18 protein-coding genes are annotated in these 17384 nt (G+C 55.7%); 9 read left to right on the forward strand and 9 right to left on the reverse strand.

All coding sequences use genetic code 11. The features are described from left to right. Positions 1 to 29 precede the first annotated feature (29 nt). Positions 30 to 1229, reverse strand: coding sequence for a tyrosine--tRNA ligase (gene tyrS, locus AUC61_RS02645; RefSeq protein WP_243244348.1), 1200 nt, complete (start codon positions 1227 to 1229; stop codon positions 30 to 32). Between the two features lie 214 nt (positions 1230 to 1443). On the opposite strand from tyrS, the gene AUC61_RS02650 reads away from it, so the two are divergent. Both AUC61_RS02650 and AUC61_RS02655 read left to right on the forward strand, forming a co-directional pair. Continuing rightward, a complete protein-coding gene (locus AUC61_RS02650) occupies positions 1444 to 2868 on the forward strand; it encodes a peptidoglycan DD-metalloendopeptidase family protein (protein ID WP_243244349.1) in 1425 nt (474 codons plus the stop codon). A 3-nt stretch (positions 2869 to 2871) separates the two neighbouring features. Continuing rightward, positions 2872 to 3966: an anhydro-N-acetylmuramic acid kinase gene (locus AUC61_RS02655; protein WP_243244350.1), complete on the forward strand. Its 1095-nt coding sequence runs from the start codon at positions 2872 to 2874 to the stop codon at positions 3964 to 3966. Positions 3967 to 4021: 55 nt separating this feature from the next. Here the strand turns inward: AUC61_RS02655 and erpA are convergent, their stop codons facing one another. Together erpA and argC are read right to left on the reverse strand one after the other, a co-directional pair. Next, the gene (gene erpA / locus AUC61_RS02660; protein WP_027900658.1) at positions 4022 to 4372 is read right to left on the reverse strand and encodes an iron-sulfur cluster insertion protein ErpA; all 351 of its coding nucleotides are present in this window, start codon (positions 4370 to 4372) and stop codon (positions 4022 to 4024) included. A gap of 175 nt (positions 4373 to 4547) precedes the next feature. Continuing rightward, the gene (argC, locus tag AUC61_RS02665; RefSeq protein WP_095101166.1) at positions 4548 to 5582 is read right to left on the reverse strand and encodes an N-acetyl-gamma-glutamyl-phosphate reductase; all 1035 of its coding nucleotides are present in this window, start codon (positions 5580 to 5582) and stop codon (positions 4548 to 4550) included. A 133-nt stretch (positions 5583 to 5715) separates the two neighbouring features. Here argC and hemJ point away from each other — a divergent pair, with 133 nt between their 5' ends. The 5 genes from hemJ (at position 5716) to coq7 (ending at position 9109) form a co-directional block, all read left to right on the forward strand. Continuing rightward, entirely contained in the window at positions 5716 to 6138 is a 423-nt protein-coding gene (gene hemJ, locus AUC61_RS02670; RefSeq protein ID WP_243244351.1) for a protoporphyrinogen oxidase HemJ, read from the forward strand. Positions 6139 to 6207: 69 nt separating this feature from the next. Then, complete coding sequence (locus AUC61_RS02675) at positions 6208 to 7059, forward strand: DUF805 domain-containing protein (RefSeq protein WP_243244352.1); 852 nt, start codon at positions 6208 to 6210, stop codon at positions 7057 to 7059. Between the two features lie 60 nt (positions 7060 to 7119). Continuing rightward, positions 7120 to 7908, forward strand: coding sequence for an SDR family NAD(P)-dependent oxidoreductase (locus tag AUC61_RS02680; protein WP_243244353.1), 789 nt, complete (start codon positions 7120 to 7122; stop codon positions 7906 to 7908). A 91-nt stretch (positions 7909 to 7999) separates the two neighbouring features. Then, positions 8000 to 8338, forward strand: a complete 339-nt coding sequence (locus AUC61_RS02685) for a histidine triad nucleotide-binding protein (protein WP_027900662.1) — start codon at positions 8000 to 8002, stop codon at positions 8336 to 8338. Positions 8339 to 8461: 123 nt separating this feature from the next. After that, positions 8462 to 9109, forward strand: a complete 648-nt coding sequence (coq7, locus tag AUC61_RS02690; protein WP_122666887.1) for a 2-polyprenyl-3-methyl-6-methoxy-1,4-benzoquinone monooxygenase — start codon at positions 8462 to 8464, stop codon at positions 9107 to 9109. 64 nt (positions 9110 to 9173) lie between these two features. Here the strand turns inward: coq7 and speD are convergent, their stop codons facing one another. Further along, positions 9174 to 9974 (reverse strand): adenosylmethionine decarboxylase, encoded by an 801-nt coding sequence (speD, locus tag AUC61_RS02695; protein WP_087268748.1) that lies wholly within the window; start codon positions 9972 to 9974, stop codon positions 9174 to 9176. Positions 9975 to 10212: 238 nt separating this feature from the next. Continuing rightward, positions 10213 to 10635 (reverse strand): OsmC family protein, encoded by a 423-nt coding sequence (locus tag AUC61_RS02700; protein WP_243244354.1) that lies wholly within the window; start codon positions 10633 to 10635, stop codon positions 10213 to 10215. A gap of 203 nt (positions 10636 to 10838) precedes the next feature. Between AUC61_RS02700 and crp the strand changes: the two genes are divergently transcribed. After that, complete coding sequence (gene crp, locus AUC61_RS02705; protein ID WP_243244355.1) at positions 10839 to 11483, forward strand: cAMP-activated global transcriptional regulator CRP; 645 nt, start codon at positions 10839 to 10841, stop codon at positions 11481 to 11483. A 140-nt stretch (positions 11484 to 11623) separates the two neighbouring features. On the opposite strand, the gene AUC61_RS02710 is transcribed toward crp, so the two are convergent. Genes AUC61_RS02710 through AUC61_RS02725 form a run of 4 tightly spaced genes read right to left on the reverse strand, consistent with a single transcriptional unit; the run spans position 11624 to position 14886 of the window. Next, positions 11624 to 12337 carry a lipoate--protein ligase family protein gene (locus AUC61_RS02710; protein WP_243244356.1) on the reverse strand — a complete coding sequence of 238 codons (714 nt, stop codon included), beginning with the start codon at positions 12335 to 12337 and terminating at the stop codon, positions 11624 to 11626. 44 nt (positions 12338 to 12381) lie between these two features. Continuing rightward, the gene (gene trpC / locus AUC61_RS02715) at positions 12382 to 13218 is read right to left on the reverse strand and encodes an indole-3-glycerol phosphate synthase TrpC (RefSeq protein ID WP_243244357.1); all 837 of its coding nucleotides are present in this window, start codon (positions 13216 to 13218) and stop codon (positions 12382 to 12384) included. Further along, positions 13215 to 14264 (reverse strand): anthranilate phosphoribosyltransferase, encoded by a 1050-nt coding sequence (gene trpD, locus AUC61_RS02720; RefSeq protein WP_243244777.1) that lies wholly within the window; start codon positions 14262 to 14264, stop codon positions 13215 to 13217. The genes trpC and trpD overlap by 4 nt, the downstream gene beginning before the upstream one ends. Positions 14265 to 14286: 22 nt before the next feature. Further along, a complete protein-coding gene (locus AUC61_RS02725; protein ID WP_243244358.1) occupies positions 14287 to 14886 on the reverse strand; it encodes an aminodeoxychorismate/anthranilate synthase component II in 600 nt (199 codons plus the stop codon). A gap of 475 nt (positions 14887 to 15361) precedes the next feature. Between AUC61_RS02725 and estP the strand changes: the two genes are divergently transcribed. Then, positions 15362 to 17290 carry an esterase EstP gene (estP, locus tag AUC61_RS02730; RefSeq protein WP_279290892.1) on the forward strand — a complete coding sequence of 643 codons (1929 nt, stop codon included), beginning with the start codon at positions 15362 to 15364 and terminating at the stop codon, positions 17288 to 17290. The last annotated feature ends 94 nt before the right edge of the window (positions 17291 to 17384 follow it).

A 17384-nucleotide genomic window follows, 5' to 3' on the forward strand; every position in this document is an offset into this window, starting at 1 on the left:
CGAGAGGCCGTCAACCCCTAATTTCAGGTTTATTCCAAAACCAGCGTAATACGCCCGAATGCCTTCTTGCCCGCCTGGCAAACATGAGTCGCTCCTACCTTAAAGACGAACGAGCGATCAACAACTTCACCATCTATACGCACACCACCAGAAGCAAGCAGATCCCTGGCAACCGCAGAGTTCTTAACAAGGCCTGCCTTATTAAGGACGGCTGAGATCGGCATATCTTCAGGGGCACTTACAGAAATCTCCGGAAGATCGTCCGGCAGCTCACCATCTTTCATGCGGTTACCCGCCGAACGATGGGCATTCGCCGCAGCCTCCTCACCGTGGAAACGCGCGACAATCTCTTCAGCCAGCTTGATCTTGATGTCACGCGGGTTCGCACCCTTCTCACAATCCGCCTTAAAGCCATTGATCTCTTCCATGGACCGGAAGCTCAATAGCTCGAAGTAGCGCCACATCAATGCATCCGGAATCGAAACCAGCTTGCTATACATGATGCCGGGTGCTTCCTGGATACCTACATAGTTGCCCAGCGACTTGGACATCTTCTTCACACCATCCAACCCTTCCAGCAAAGGCATGGTGAGAATGCATTGAGCTTCCTGCCCATAGGCTCGCTGCAGCTCACGCCCCATCAGAAGATTGAATTTCTGATCAGTACCGCCCAGCTCGACATCTGAACGCAAGGCAACAGAGTCATAACCCTGCACCAGCGGATAAAGGAACTCATGGATAGCGATTGGCTGACTGCTTTTATAGCGCTTGTCGAAATCGTCCCGCTCCAGCATTCGCGCCACGGTGTACTGCGATGACAGGCGAATGAAGTCAGCTGGGCTCAGCTTGTCCATCCAGGTGGAATTGAATGCGACCTCGGTCTTGGCAGGATCGAGAATCTTGAATACCTGAGACTTGTAGGTTTCGGCGTAGTCGAGAACCTGCTCACGGGTCAACGGAGGACGCGTAGCACTCTTGCCGCTCGGATCACCGATCATGCCGGTGAAGTCGCCGATCAGGAATATGACGTGATGACCGAGCTCTTGAAATTGACGCAGCTTATTAATAAGCACGGTGTGACCCAGGTGAAGGTCAGGCGCCGTAGGATCGAACCCGGCTTTAATACGCAGTGGCTGGCCACGCTTGAGCTTGGCAACAAGCTCGGCCTCAACCAAAAGCTCATCCGCCCCACGCTTGATCAGCGCTAGCTGCTCTTCAACCGACCTCATACCCGTCCCCTATTAATAGCCATTTTCAAAAGGGGCCAACCATACAAGATCAGCGCCCAATTACAAGTTTTGCCCAGCACCACGGGACGAATCGAAAGCCGATTCATCCGCAGGGTTGCTTCGCACAGGTTTTGGTTATATTTTATACAGTTATTTCATCTTCATCATGTCATTCATCTTTTCCAATTCATCTTTTTTCAAAGTCAAATTACCTATGATAGACACGCCGCCTAAAGCGCCACCGCTTTATCCCAAGACCCATCTGCTCGCAGCCAGCGGCATTGCCGCCCTGTTAAGCTTGGCGCTCCTGGTGTTTCCCTCAAGCGAAGTTGAAGCCAAAAAAACCGTCTTGAATCTGGATATGGAAGCGCCTGCTGATCAAAGCGCACCTAACCAAGACGCTCTGGAAGCGACCGAAGCCACACAATCGGCAACAGATTCTCCGTTTGCACAGATAGACAACGGCGACGACGAGACTCAAAGCAACGCTGCTACCACCGAAAACGCTGCAGCTCCAGCAGTGGCAAGCAAAGACCCGAATCATCGCGAGGTCACCGTTGCAAAAGGTGACACCCTGTCCACTTTGTTTGAAAAAGTGGGCCTACCGGCTGCGACCGTGCACGAAGTCATGGCCAGTAATAAAGAAGCCAAGCAGTTCAGCCGATTGCAGAACGGCCAGGTTTTGCAATTTGAACTGACGCCTGAAGGCCAGCTCAAGCAGCTGCACACCAAGCTGAGTCAGCTCGAAACTATCAGCCTTTCCAAAACAGACAGCGGCTACACGTTCAATCGCGAAATCAGCAAGCCTGACGTGCGCACAGCCTATATACACGGCGTGATTACTAACTCCTTGTCGCAGTCTGCCCAGCGCGCGGGCCTGTCGCACAGCATGACCATGGATATGGCCAACATCTTTGGCTACGACATCGACTTCGCTCAAGACATCCGCAAAGGTGACGAATTCGACGTTATCTATGAGCAGAAGGTCATCAACGGAAAGACCGTAGGTACCGGCAATATCCTTTCTGCCCGTTTCACTAATCAGGGCAAGTCCTACTCCGCTATTCGCTACACGAACAAACAAGGCAACACCAATTACTACACGGCCGACGGGAACAGCATGCGCAAGGCGTTCATCCGCACGCCCGTGGACTTCGCCCGCATCAGCTCAATGTTCTCCATGGGCCGCAAGCACCCGATTCTGAACAAGATTCGCGCGCACAAGGGCGTCGATTACGCAGCACCTCGGGGCACACCTATCAAGGCTACCGGTGACGGCAAGGTGCTACTCGCTGGCCGTCGTGGCGGATACGGCAACACCGTGATCATCCAGCACGGCGAGACTTACCGCACGCTGTACGGTCACATGCAGGGCTTCGCGAAAGGTATCCAGACTGGCGGTACGGTCAAACAAGGTCAGGTCATCGGCTATATTGGTACCACTGGGCTGTCGACAGGGCCGCACTTGCACTATGAGTTCCAGGTCAATGGCGTGCACGTCGACCCGCTGGGTCGTAAATTGCCGATGGCGGACCCTATCGCCAAATCCGAAAAACAGCGGTTCATGCAACAGAGCCAGCCACTGATGGCTCGCATGGATCAGGAAAAGGCCACCATGCTGGCCTCGAGCAAACGATAAGCCATGGCCTTCTTTTATATAGGTGTGATGTCCGGCAGCAGTCTCGATGGGATCGATATTGCCCTCGTTGAGCAGGATGACCGGCCAAGATTGCTGGCAACCCACTACATCCCAATGCCGGAAGATCTGCGGGCAGAGCTGTTAGGGCTTTGCTCCAGCGGACCCGACGAGCTGGCTCGTGCAGCGATCGCTGAACAGAAGTGGGTTCGTCTGGCAGCTGAAGGCGTGCTGACGCTTTTGACTCAACAGGGCATGGTTGCTGGCCAGATTCGCGCTATTGGCAGCCATGGTCAGACCATTCGCCATGAACCCGCTCGCGGCTTTAGCATTCAGATCGGCAATCCGGCTCTGCTCGCCGAGCTGACAGAGATCACCGTAGTCAGCGACTTCCGTCGTCGCGACATTGCTGCAGGCGGCCAAGGCGCCCCACTGGTTCCTGCGTTTCACGAGGCACTGTTCGACGACAATAAAGACCGTCGTGCGGTGCTCAACATCGGTGGCTTCAGCAACCTGAGCCTGATCGAACTGGATAGCCCGGTGACCGGTTTCGATTGCGGTCCTGGCAACGTCTTGCTGGACGCATGGATTCAATCCCAGCGAGGCGAAAGCTTTGACCGTGACGGCGCCTGGGGCGCAAGCGGCAAAGTTGACCCTGCACTCCTGTCAGCATTACTCAGCGACCCGTTTTTCCTGACCAAGGGCCCGAAGAGTACGGGCCGTGAAGTGTTCAACCTAGGCTGGCTGCACCACCATCTTTTCCAACTGCCGACACTGTCAGCTGAAAACGTGCAAGCAACCCTCATGGAGTTGACTGCTCTCGCGATTACCGAGTCGTTGCAATCAGCCCAATCCGAAACCAAAGAGCTGCTCATCTGTGGCGGCGGGGCACATAACGTTGCCCTGACCAATCGCCTTGCCGAGTTGCTGCCCAATACAAAGGTCAGCAGCACAGCAGCATTCGGCGTTGATCCTGACTGGGTTGAAGCGATGGCCTTTGCCTGGCTGGCGCATTGCTGCCTGGAAGGCGTCCCCGCAAATCGCCCAACCGTGACGGGCGCACAAGGTCTGCGAGTACTGGGCGCCATCTACCCGGCCTGATTCCAGACAAACAAAAACGCCGCGCAAATGCGCGGCGTTTTTATGTGCGGAACAATCAGATGGAAAATGAAGAACCGCAACCGCAAGTAGTAGACGCGTTAGGGTTCTTGATCACAAAACGAGAACCCTCAAGGCCTTCCTGGTAATCAACTTCTGCGCCCGCAAGGTACTGGAAGCTCATTGGATCGACCACCAGGCTCACGCCTTCGCGCTCAACGATGGTGTCATCGTCGGCCACGTCTTCATCGAAAGTAAAACCGTACTGAAAACCTGAACAACCGCCGCCAGTCACAAACACACGCAGCTTCAGGCGATCGTTACCCTCTTCATCGACCAGGGTCTTCACTTTGTGCGCAGCACCATGGGTGAATTGCAAAGCCGTTGGAGTGAAGGACTCGACGCTCATGTTAAATATCTCCCGGCGATAAGCCGTCATAATGCGTAATGACCGGCATTATCCGCTTCTCCTAGAAAATTGGTCAACTATTAGAGGTGCAGCGATAAGCGGCAAGCCACAAGCCACAAGCCGCAAGAATCGCTAGGCAATCTTGCAGCTTGTAGCTTAAAACCCACAGCTGCTTCTAAGGCATCATCCCGGCATGGGACAGGCCCAGCTTCTCGTCCAGCCCAAACATGATGTTCATGTTCTGTACCGCCTGACCCGACGCACCCTTGACCAGATTGTCGATAACCGAGAGCACAACCACCAGATCACCACCTTGCGGACGATGCACGGCAATACGGCATACGTTGGCACCGCGCACACTGCGGGTTTCCGGATGGCTGCCAGCTGGCATGACATCCACGAATGGTTCGTTGGCATAACGCTTCTCGAACAGCGCCTGCAGATCGACCGATTTGTCGACGACTGTTGCGTACAGCGTGGAGTGAATACCGCGGATCATTGGCGTCAGGTGCGGGACGAAGGTCAAACCGACATCGCCGCCAGCCGCGCGACGCAGCCCTTGGGTAATTTCAGGCAAGTGACGATGGCCTTTGACCGCATAAGCCTTGAAGCTTTCGTTGGCCTCGGAATACAGCGAACCAATGCTCAAGCCACGACCCGCACCGCTGACACCGGACTTACAGTCAGCAATCAAACGCGTGTTGTCGGCAAGACCGGCTTCCAGCAACGGCAGGAAACCCAATTGAGTAGCGGTTGGGTAGCAACCCGGCACAGCAATCAGGCGAGCCTGCTTGATTTGCTCACGGTTCACTTCAGGCAAACCATAAACTGCATCCTTGAGCAACTCCGGCGCACCGTGGGGTTGGCCGTACCACTTCGCCCACTCTACCGAGTCCTGTAGACGGAAGTCCGCAGAGAGGTCGATGACCCGCGTACCCGCGTTCAGCAGTTCGCCTGCAAGCGAGTGCGCAACGCCATGGGGTGTCGCAAAGAACACGACATCACATGCACCGAGGGTCGCAATGTCAGGCACGCTGAAAGCCAGGCCATCGTAATGACCGCGCAGATTAGGGTACATATCAGCAACAGGCAGCCCTGCCTCGGATCGCGAAGTAATAACGACCACTTCAGCTTGCGGATGCTGTGCCAGCAGACGCAGCAACTCGACACCGGTGTAACCCGTGCCGCCGACGATACCGACCTTGACCATAACCTGCCCTCTACGTGCCAACTGGAAAGCCGTCGATAATATGGGCCTAACGCGTCTGCGACAACCGACAACGTGACGTATGGACGCTCAAGCCACTACTATTTGCACACCGTGAACCTGGGAATAACTAAAAATGCTTTTATGGATCAAAGCTTTTCATATCGTTTCAATGGTCTGTTGGTTTGCAGCGTTGTTCTACCTGCCAAGACTTTTCGTTTACCACTCCATGAGCGAGGACACCGTCAGCCGTGAGCGCTTCTGTGTCATGGAACGCAAGCTTTACCGGGGCATCATGGGTCCGGCGATGATAGCAACGCTGATTTTCGGTATCTGGCTGGTAGCTCTGGTTCCGGGATACATGAGCCAAGGCTGGATGCATGCGAAACTCACGCTGGTCATTCTGCTGATCGGCTATCACCATGTCTGCGGCGCACAGGTCAAACGTTTCGCGCGCGGTGAGAATGGTCGCAGCCACGTGTTTTATCGCTGGTTCAACGAAATCCCTGTTTTGATCCTCCTCGCAATCGTCATTCTGGTGGTCGTCAAACCTTTCTAACTCATGAGGTGGCCGCTTGCTCTTGAGCAGGCGGCTCATATCGCTTTTGGTCCGACAAGGAAGCCAAGCATGTCCACTCCGCTGTTCAAGATTGTGTTCGAAGGGCAGTTGCGCAACGGTGTCGAGTTGCAAACTGCCAAGCTCAATCTTGCTCGATTGTTCAAAAGTGAAGTCACCGCGGTGGATAAGCTGTTCAACGGCAAACCCGTCGCACTCAAACGCGGACTGTCTCAAGCTGACGCTCAGATCTACCTGAATGCGCTCAATGATGCAGGTGTCGAGGCACGCATCGAAAATGACCACGTCATCATCCTGAATATCGAGGAGGTCGAAGAAAGCTCAACGACGCCCTACTCTGCTCAGACACCACCGGCTTCCCCATATGCGCCTCCCCGCGCGAGTGTTATCGATGCTGAGACAGAGCATTCGGACCTGAAGGTCTTCAGCTTTCAGGGGCGGATAGGTCGGGTGCGCTATCTGGCATGGATATCCGTGCTCGTCGTTACAGGCTTTATTGCTGCCGGCATATGCTCAGTGATCATGAGCGCCTCACTGGTCGGCGGCGGCCTGTTGCTGGCGATAGTCGGCGCAGCGTTCTTTTTGGTCGGCCTCCAGATAGGTGCACAAAGACTGCACGACGCAGGATGGTCGGCCTGGCTGCTGTGTCTGTACGTGGTGCCTTACATAGGTTTCGTACTGCCTCTGCTCCTGGTCCTGGCTCCGGGCAATAAAATCGCTAACCGCTATGGCCCGCCGCCGCCTCCGAATAACCGCTGGGTCATTCTGCTAGCCTGCATGTGGATATTCTTCATTGGCCTATCCATCATTTCTGCGTTAACTGGCGGGATCCACTCCCTGAAAAATGAACTGTCGGACGTCACCACTCAATATGAGCAGTCACTGCCTGATGACGATCAATAGTCTGTTGCCTATGCCCCGAACAAAACGTCGCGGCTCGCACTACGCTCAACGGAGAACCGCATGACCCGTTACGCCTTGATCACCGGGGCAACTAGCGGAATTGGCCTGGCCATGGCCGAAGCCCTGGCACGCAGAGGACGGAGCCTGCTACTGGTCGCCCGTCAGCGCGACCAGTTGGAGACGATCGCCATTGAACTGACCCAGCGCTTCGGCGTAGAGGTACTGATTCGCGCTTGCGATCTGGGCGAGCCCCTGCGCCTTTCGGGCTTTCTGCTGGAGCTGGAAGAGGAAGGTGCGCACCAGATCGACCTGCTGGTCAATTGCGCCGGGATCGGTACATCCGGCCCGTTTCTGGCTCAGGACTGGGGACTGGAGCAGGATCTGATCGACCTGAACATTCTGGCCCTCACACGCCTGTGCCATACCGTCGGCAACTTGATGGCACTGCAGGGTGGCGGGCAGATTCTAAACGTTGCGTCTGTGGCTGCGTTCAGCCCAGGCCCGTGGATGAGCGCCTATTACGCCAGTAAGGCCTACGTGCTGCACTTTTCGGAAGGGCTGCGCGAAGAGGTCAAGAAAAACGGGATCAAAGTATCAGTCCTGTGCCCTGGCCCAACGCGTACCGGTTTTTTTCGCACCGCCCTGCTTCAAGTAGGTCAACGCGGCAATCAGAAAATGATGAGTCCCGAGGAAGTGGCCCTGTATACGGTAAGGGCGCTGGCAAAGAATAAAGCTGTGATCATCCCAGGCTGGCGCAACCGGTTGATTGCGTTCAGCCCTCGACTGGTTTCGCGCTGGGCAAGTCGCACGATTGCTGGCCTGATCAATAAATCCGTCTGCCCCCGCTAACCGACAACACTGGGCGCAGGCCAATCCCCTCAGTACACTCGGTTAGGTCCATTCATCTGCACGTTCCATCCACCACAAGGAGCAACTGGCTGTGGATACTTTGTTCACCAAGATCATTAACCGCGAGATACCGGCCAAAATTATCTATGAAGATGATCAAGTGCTGGCGTTCCACGACATCGCCCCACAAGCACCGGTCCACTTTCTGGTCATTCCGAAAAAGCCTATCCGTACGCTTAACGACCTGACGGAAGAAGATAAAGGCCTCGCCGGTCACATTCTGTTCACCGCCCAGCGCCTGGCTAAAGAACTGGGTTGCGAGGATGGGTTTCGCGTGGTCATGAACTGCAACGAGCTAGGCGGGCAGACCGTCTATCACATTCACATGCACGTTCTGGGTCAGCGTCAAATGAACTGGCCACCGGGTTAATCCAGATATTCAATCACTTGCAGCAGGGCTGGAGTCCGCCAGGGCCCTAGCCAGCTGATCCAGCTCAAACCTCACGTGGCTGATTGGGGTAGACTGGCACCCATGGTTCTTCCGGAGGTGCCCATGGCTACCGAACGTCACTACTCCCCTATCGACCGTATTCTCTTGCAGGCCGACGCTGCGATGCGCACGCTTCTGCCGTCCAAGGGATACTCCCAACGCCCCTCGCCTGCCCTCGTTCAACCTGAAGTCAAGATGAGCGATGAAGAAACAAGGCACGTCGCGGGCCTGATGCGCATCAATCACACCGGCGAAGTCTGCGCCCAGGCGCTGTACCAAGGCCAGGCACTGACCGCCAAACTGCCCAACATACGCGCAGCCATGGAACATGCCGCTGAAGAAGAGATCGATCATCTGGTCTGGTGCGAGCAGCGCATTCACCAGTTGGGCAGCCATACCAGTGTGCTCAATCCCCTGTTCTATGGGCTGTCATTCGGTATCGGCGCAGCGGCGGGATTGATCAGCGATAAAGTCAGCCTGGGCTTTGTAGCGGCGACTGAGGATCAGGTCTGCAAACATCTGAATGAGCACCTGGAACAAATACCGGCCGAGGACGAGAAGTCTCGCGCAATCCTTGAACAAATGCGGGCTGACGAAGAACACCACGCACAGAGCGCACTGGATGCAGGCGGTTTCCGCTTCCCGACTCCGGTCAAATTTGGCATGAGTGTGTTGGCCAAAGTCATGACCAAGAGCACTTACCGGATCTGAAACGGTTTACCGCGGACATAAAAAAGGCGCCTTTATCAGGCGCCTTTCTTTTTATGCGTAAAAATCAGACGGCGACGTTAACGTTACGGCCGTAAAAGATTTCCAGCATCTCGTGCTTGACCTTGGAGGTCACCTGATCGCGTTGTACAGGGGACAGGTTGCTGGTCGCATCACCGAACAGGTAATTATCCAGTTCGAAGTTCTTGAGCAACATTTTGGTGTGGAACAGATTTTCCTGGTACACGTTCACGTCAGTCATCTGGTAGCTGTCGCGCGTGTCTTCAGAGAGGTAGTTCTGAATCGAATTGATCTCGTGGTCGATGAAGTGCTTCTTGCCTTCAACGTCACGGGTAAAGCCGCGCACGCGATAGTCGACCGTCACGATGTCCGATTCGAACTTGTGGATCAGGTAGTTCAGCGCTTTAAGCGGTGAAATCACCCCGCAGGTTGACACGTCAATGTCCACACGGAAGGTCGCGATGCCATCCACCGGATGAATTTCCGGATAGGTATGAACGGTGATGTGGCTCTTGTCGAGGTGCGCCAGGATAGTTTCCGGCAGTGGGCCCGGCGACTCTTCGATCTGGCTTTCGGTAGGTGTTACCGGTTGCTCGGAAATCAGAATAGTCACGCTGGCGCCTTGAGGATCGTAATCCTGGCGGGCGATGTTGAGGATGTTGGCGCCAATGATATCGACGACATCAGTCAGAATCCGCGTCAGGCGTTCTGCGTCGTACACACTGTTGATGTACTCGACGTAGGCCTGCTGGTCCTGCGGAGTTTCCGCATAGCAGATGTCATAGATGTTGAAGCTCAAGGTCTTTGTCAGGTTATTGAACCCGTGGAGCTTGAGTTTGCTTTTCACCGTTAAAAACTCTCTATATGTGTGTGGCCCAGGCCACGTGATCAAGCATGCCCGTCAGTTGAGGAACGCTCAGCTGCGTAGGACGGTTAACACCTCTTCGCGTTGGCGATTTTGGTTGTCTGTTCGGGAGCGGTCGCAAACAACCTGAGCAACCTGCACCCTGAAAAAGGGGCGCATTATGCAGACGTCAGGAGCTGTCTGCCAGAGTGTGCGCCGCTTTTATGATAATTGGGTGTCGTTAGCCCAATTCCACGATTTCGTAGTCGTGAGTAATCTCGACGCCAGCGTTGCCGAGCATGATCGATGCAGAGCAATATTTCTCGGCCGAGAGCTCAATGGCACGTTTGACCTGAGCCTCTTTCAAGCCTCGGCCCTTGACCACAAAATGCAGATGGATCTTGGTGAACACCTTCGGATCTTCGGTGGCGCGCTCGGCTTCCAGAAGCGCTTCGCAGCTTTCCACCGGCTGACGAGACTTCTTCAGAATGCTGACAACGTCGAAGTTGCTGCACCCGCCCAGGCCAATCAAGACCATTTCCATCGGGCGGACACCCAGATTGCGACCACCGCTCTCGGGTGGACCATCCATCACGACCACATGACCACTGCCGGATTCGCCGAGAAACATGGCTTCACCAGCCCATTGAATACGTGCCTTCATCGCCAGGGTCTCCACTGTAAAAAGGCGGCCAGCTTAGCACAGCGCTCGCCACGCTCTGACCGCGCGATAAATTCGATTTCACGACTAACCTGTAGGAAATTTCTGAAATGGATTCAAATAGGGGCTAAAAAGCTGGCTAAATGCAATCTGCTGCCGATAACGCTAACAATGCCCTAGGCGAAGTACTTTTTCAGGACACAAGAATGCTAGCTATTCCCCTGTCATCCAAGACCAAGCACCTGGAAAAGTTTTTGGCTCATGCTCAGCGTCGTCGCTACTCGGCGAAGTCGAACATCATCTGTGCCGGTGATCAATCCGAGTCCCTGCTCTACATTCTCAAGGGATCGGTCACGGTCTTGATTGAAGACGACGAAGGTCGGGAAATGATCGTGGCTTACCTCAACTCCGGAGATTTCTGCGGCGAGTTGGGGCTGTTCGAAAAGCCCGGACAGGAAAATCAGCGCAGCGCCTGGGTACGAGCCAAGACGGAATGCGAAATAGCTGAAATCAGCTACAGCAAATTCCGTGAAATCTCCCATCAAGAGCCGGAAATTCTTTACGCACTAGGTGGGCAGATGGCCGAACGCCTGCGTAATACAACACGCAAAGTACGCGACCTGGCCTTCCTTGATGTGACCGGTCGGGTAGCGCGAACATTGCTGGATTTGTGCAAGCAGCCTGACGCCATGACTCACCCTGACGGCATGCAGATCAAGATCACCCGCCAGGAGATCGGGCGCATTGTCGGTTGTTCAAGGGAAATGGTCGGCCGCGTGCTGAAGGCTCTGGAAGAACAGAAGCTGGTTCATGTCAAAGGCAAGACAATGGTGGTGTTTGGCACGCGTTGAGAGTTCTAACGCAGTAGCTATAGGACGACCCACTGTGGGAGCAGAGCTTGCTTGCGATAAACCATGACGCGGTATGACTCCAATGCGCAGTGTCATTATCGCGAGCAAGCTCGGCTCCCACAGCACTCGCTTATCGGGGGTTATCGATAGAGGCCAAGCCCCAAACCGGACAAGCCGATCTGGTAAGCACTCGCCAACCGCTCCAACACCCCTTCAGCCGCAAACGCCTCACGCAACGCGATATGGCTATCGGCGCGCACCCGCTGCTCAACTTCACAGATTTCGTTGAAACGGTTAACGGCGGCGACCATGTCATGTCGCTCGTTGTCGACCAGCAGCGCACCGTGGACCAATACCACCGGCCTCAACCCACCCTGACTCTGACGCCAGCGCTGAGCAGTCCCCACCATCTTGCGCCCATCAAGATTGACGTTGAAGCGTCCATCACAGAACGCGCCTTCCACTTCGCCTAACGAAGCCGCGCCACCCAATTCATTCAAGACATCCAGAATCGGCTGACACAAACGTCGGTAGGCAATTTCGATACGGTCACGATCGAGGTCGCTTTTGGGCTGAGCGTAAACCAGAGCGATATTCACCGTTGCCGAAGATTGCGGCACCGGTTCGCCCCCCGTCTCACGCAACAGGATTGGCCAACCACTGTCAGCAAGGGTTTCGCTGGCTTCGACAAAGCCGGGCAAGCGACTCATACGCCGCGGCATGACCAGCGCTCGATCATTCGGGCGCCACAGCAGCAAGGCGAAGTCGGCATCACCTGCACACACAGAGGCGAGCAGATCCAGCTCGGCTTTGAGGCCCGCTTCGACGCAGATATCAATGACTGAATCAGACATGTTGATCCTCTGTTACGACCGTCGAAGCAGCACTCAACAGCTGATCAGTCGAGGGTGGAGCCACGGGGTGGCGTGCCGCGCTCGGGGAAGAACAAGCGTTGCAACTCATCACCTGGGTGTTCAGCGCGCATGAACGCTTCGCCTACCAGGAAAGAGTACACATCGCTGATTTCCATCAGTTCCACGTCGGCACGGTTGAGAATGCCGCTTTCAGTAATGACCAATCGATCACGAGGAATGCGCGGCAGTAAATCGAGCGTGGTTTCCAGGCTCACTTCGAACGTATGCAGATTGCGGTTGTTAACGCCGACCAGTGGGGTGTCGAGGGTTTTCAATGCACGCTCCAGCTCTTCGCCGTCGTGAACCTCAACCAGCACATCCAGCCCGACGCTTTTCGCGACCGAGGCCAACTCGGCCATCTTCACGTCATCCAGTGCAGAGACAATCAGCAGCACACAATCTGCGCCCAGGGCTCGGGCTTCGATGATCTGATAAGGATCAATCATGAAGTCCTTGCGTATCACCGGCAGTTTGCACGCGGCGCGGGCTTGCTGCAGATAAGCGTCGGCCCCCTGAAAGTAATCGATATCGGTCAGCACCGAGAGGCAGGTCGCGCCACCCTTCTCGTAGCTCTTGGCGATATCAGCAGGTAAGAAGTTCTCGCGAATAACACCTTTGCTGGGAGATGCTTTTTTGATTTCGGCAATGACGGCCGGTTGCTTGCTTTTGGCTTGCTCAATCAGAGCTTTGGCAAAGCCGCGAACCGGATCAGCTTCTGCGGCGAGCTTCTCGACTTCAGCCAAACTCACTGCAGAGCGGCGAGCAGCCACTTCCTCGGCCTTGCGGGCGAGAATTTTTTCCAGAACAGTGGGCACGCTCATCCTTCATTCTCCTGCTTGAATACTGCGGTAAAGGCGCCCAACTCCTCCAGCTTCTCCCGGGCAAGGCCGGTGTGAAGCGCGTCGTGAGCCAGTTCAACACCCTCTTTGAGCGTGTAGGCATGATCAGCAGCATAGAGCGCTGCGCCCGCATTGAGCACAATCATTTCAGCCGCTTTCTGCCCGTTTTCCGTTTTGCGACGACCCAACGCATCGCGAATCAGCACCAGTGAAGCTTCAGGGCCGTCCACGCTCAAACCAAACAGGCTCTGGCTTTTCATGCCCAGGTCTTCAGGTTGCACCCAATATTCGGTGACTTCGCCGTTTTTTAGTTCAGCCACGAACGTCGGTGCAGCCAGACTGAACTCATCCAGGCCATCCTGCGAATGCACAACCAACACATGCTTGCTGCCCAGCCGAAGCAACACTTCGGCCAGCGGGCGGCACAAGGCCTGACTGAATACGCCTACTACCTGATGGCGGACACCGGCCGGATTCGTAAGCGGGCCGAGCATGTTGAACAGCGTCCGCAGGCCAAGATCGCGACGCGGGCCAGCAGCGTGTTTCATTGCGCCATGGTGAGCCTGGGCGAACATGAAACCAATGCCAACGCTGTCAATGCAGCGCGCTACTTGTACCGGGCTAAGATTGAGATATACGCCCGCAGCTTCCAGCAAGTCGGCGCTGCCGCTCTTGCCCGACACTGCGCGATTGCCGTGCTTGGCGACGGTACAACCGGCGGCGGCAACTACAAAAGAAGAAGCTGTCGACACGTTGAAAATATTTGCGCCATCACCGCCGGTACCGACGACGTCGACCACACCGTCCAGTGTTTTCAGTTCAACCTTGTCAGCCAGCTCACGCATGACCGAGACCGCACCGACGATTTCGTCGATGCTTTCGCTCTTCATGCGCATGCCCATCATGAAAGCGCCAATCTGCGCTTCCGTGCACTGCCCGGTCATGATGGCGCGCATAACGTCACTCATCTCGGCAGTGCTCAAATCCAGATTATCGACAACACGCCCCAGCGCGGTTTTGATGTCCATTGGCTTAGTCATAAACGAATCCTTAACCCTGACGGGTGCCGCCGGTTTGCTTGAGGAAGTTGGCGAACAGCTCATGACCCTGCTCGGTCAGAATCGACTCGGGGTGGAACTGAATCCCCTCGACGTTCAGTGTCTTGTGGCGCAGACCCATGATTTCGTCTACTGAGCCGTCTTCAAGCGCAGTCCACGCCGTTACTTCCAGGCAGTCCGGCAAGGTATCAAGCTTGACCACCAGCGAATGGTAGCGAGTGACGGTCAGCGGATGGTTGAGGCCTTCAAACACGCCATCATCTTCATGAACCACTGGGCTGGTCTTGCCGTGCATGACCTGACGGGCGCGCACAACGTCACCGCCGAACGCCTGACCAATTGACTGATGCCCAAGGCATACACCGAGAATCGGCAGTTTGCCCGCGAAGTGTTTGATCACTTCGAGCGAGACGCCTGCTTCATTCGGCGTGCAAGGGCCGGGCGATACGACGATACGCTCAGGCTTGAGGGCTTCGATCTCGGCGACGGTCAATTCGTCGTTGCGGATTACCTTGACGTCGGCACCCAGCTCACCGAAGTACTGCACAACGTTGTAGGTAAAGGAATCATAGTTATCGATCATCAGCAGCATTTGGCTTAAACCCATTGAATTACTGACTATTTTTTCAACCTTCAAAATCGCTGCCGATTGAGTGCCCGCTAGTGTAACGACCGGGGGTTGACCCGGAAAAGCGGCAGGGCGGAGTTTTAAAGGCGTATCAGGAGGTCCGGACAGGCCGGAAGAGAATAAGTCAGGCGCGCCAACGCCAGCGGGCGTGAGCCTTGATAACGCGCATCAAGAGTTTGCTGACGATCAACACAGGGGAGGTCTCGTTTCCACGTCCCGGCACATTAGCGTACCGGGGGATGGCGTGCAATATCACATAACCTGTGCAATACGATCAAAATCTACTTTCCGAGTCACGAAACAATCAAATCTGTAAAGCCGCGGATACACATCAACCATAACGCCAACCGCCGGGCGGTTAATGACCATTTAACCGGGCGCGCAGGGTTCAGCTAGCTACTTTTCCTTAATCATTAAAAAAACAAAAAGGAACCTGACCATGCTCAAACCCCGACGGTTTGCGGCGCTTGTCGCTTGCTTGCTGGTTTCAGCCTGCCCTGACAGCCGGGCAGCCTCTTGGCCTTATTCAACCATGGTGGTGTTCGGTGACAGCCTGGCCGATGCCGGGCAGTTTCCCGATGCGGATGGCCCAATCGGATCGACGCTACGCTTCACCAACCGCACCGGGCCAACGTATCAGGACGGCAGCGGCGAGGTTTTCGGCCTGAATTCATCGACCTTGCTAGGTCTGAAACTTAATGTTGCTCCGGCCGACCTCGCAGCCTCTACGTCGCCAGTGAACGCCGCATCAGGTTTGGCAGACGGCAACAACTGGGCGGTCGGTGGAGATCGTACCGATCAGATTTATGACGCGATTACCTCGCAGTCCAACGTCATCAATCCGGATGACGGCGCGGTTCTGCGCAGCCGACCCGGTTACCTGATCGCTAACAACTTTCAGGCAGACCCTGACGCCCTGTACTACTTGACCGGAGGCGGCAATGATTTCCTGCAGGGCCGTGTGCTGAGTCTGTCGCAGTCCCGAGAGGCCGCAGATCGCCTGGCCAACAGTGCCCAGGTCCTGCAACAAGCGGGCGCGCGATACATCATGGTCTGGCTGTTGCCCGACATCGGTCAGACGCCAGCCGTGTCCGGCACCATTCTGGCACCCGTCACTTCAATACTGAGCGGCGTCTTCAACGCCCAACTGATCAGCCGCCTGGCGCAGATCGATGCGCAGATAATTCCGCTGAATATTCCACGCTTCGTTTCGGAAACTCTGGATGATCCGGCTCGTTTTGGGCTCGCCGCGGATCAGAATCTGGTGGGAACTTGCTTCAACGGTGACAACTGCGACGAGAACAGCACCTACGGGATCAGCAGCGCTACGCCGGACCCGAGCAAATTACTGTTCAACGATGGAGTGCACCCCACCGTCACCGGCCAGCGGCTGATCGCCGACTACGCCTACTCGTTGCTGGCCGCGCCCTGGGAAATCAGCCTGTTGCCAGAAATGGCCAGCGGTACATTACGCGCGCAACAGGATGAACTGCGCGGCCAGTGGCTGGCGGATTGGGGGAACTGGCAAAGCGTCGGCGACTGGCGCGCCATTGTTGCGGCGGGAGGGCAAAAAATGGACTTTGATGCGCAAGGCAACTCAGCAGAGGCTGACGGCAACGGCTACAACATGACCCTCGGCGGCAGTTATCGACTCGCTGATCACTGGCGAGTCGGCATGGTCGGTGGCGCTTATCGGCAGACGCTGGAGGCCGGAGAGCTGGACTCGGATTACAAACTCAATAGCTATCTGGCAACTGCATTTGTTCAGTATCAAGCCAACCACTGGTGGGGTGATCTCGCGGCATCGGGTGGCTATCTGGATTACGACAATGCCGAACGCAAGTTCGCACTGGGCGTCAGCCAGGGCAACGAGAACGGCGATACCGATGGCGAAGTCTGGGGCGCCAGTGCGCGGCTAGGGTTTGATATTGCGGGTGCCAGCAGCAGTTGGCATTTGTCACCGTTTATCAGTGCCAATTACGCGCATGTGAAGGTAAACGGCTGCTCGGAGAAGGGCAGCCGCTCAACGGCGCTGACCTTTGATGACCAGACTCGCAAGTCACGGCGTCTGGGTGCTGGCTTGCAGGGCAAGTTTCAGGTCACCCCCACAACTCAGCTGTTCGCCGAAGTAGCGCATGAGCGGGAGTTTGAAACTGATCAACAGGAAGTGACCATTGCCTTGAACAGCCTGCCGTTCAATGACTTCACCCTTGAAGGCTACACGCCGCAGCGAGACCTGAACCGCGCCACTCTTGGCATCAGCCAGAAACTGACCCAAGACCTGAGCCTGCGGGCCAATTACAACTGGCGCAAGAATGATGACGTGACGCAGCAAGGGGTGAATCTGGCGGTGAGTCTGGATTTCTAGAGGTTTATTCTGTTGGAGCGAGGCTTGCCCGCGAAGAACGATGACGTGGTGTGCCAGCGCAAACGAGGTGGACCATTCGCGGGCAAGCCTCGCT

This window comes from Pseudomonas maioricensis, from assembly GCF_022790535.1.
Lineage (GTDB): Bacteria > Pseudomonadota > Gammaproteobacteria > Pseudomonadales > Pseudomonadaceae > Aquipseudomonas > Aquipseudomonas maioricensis.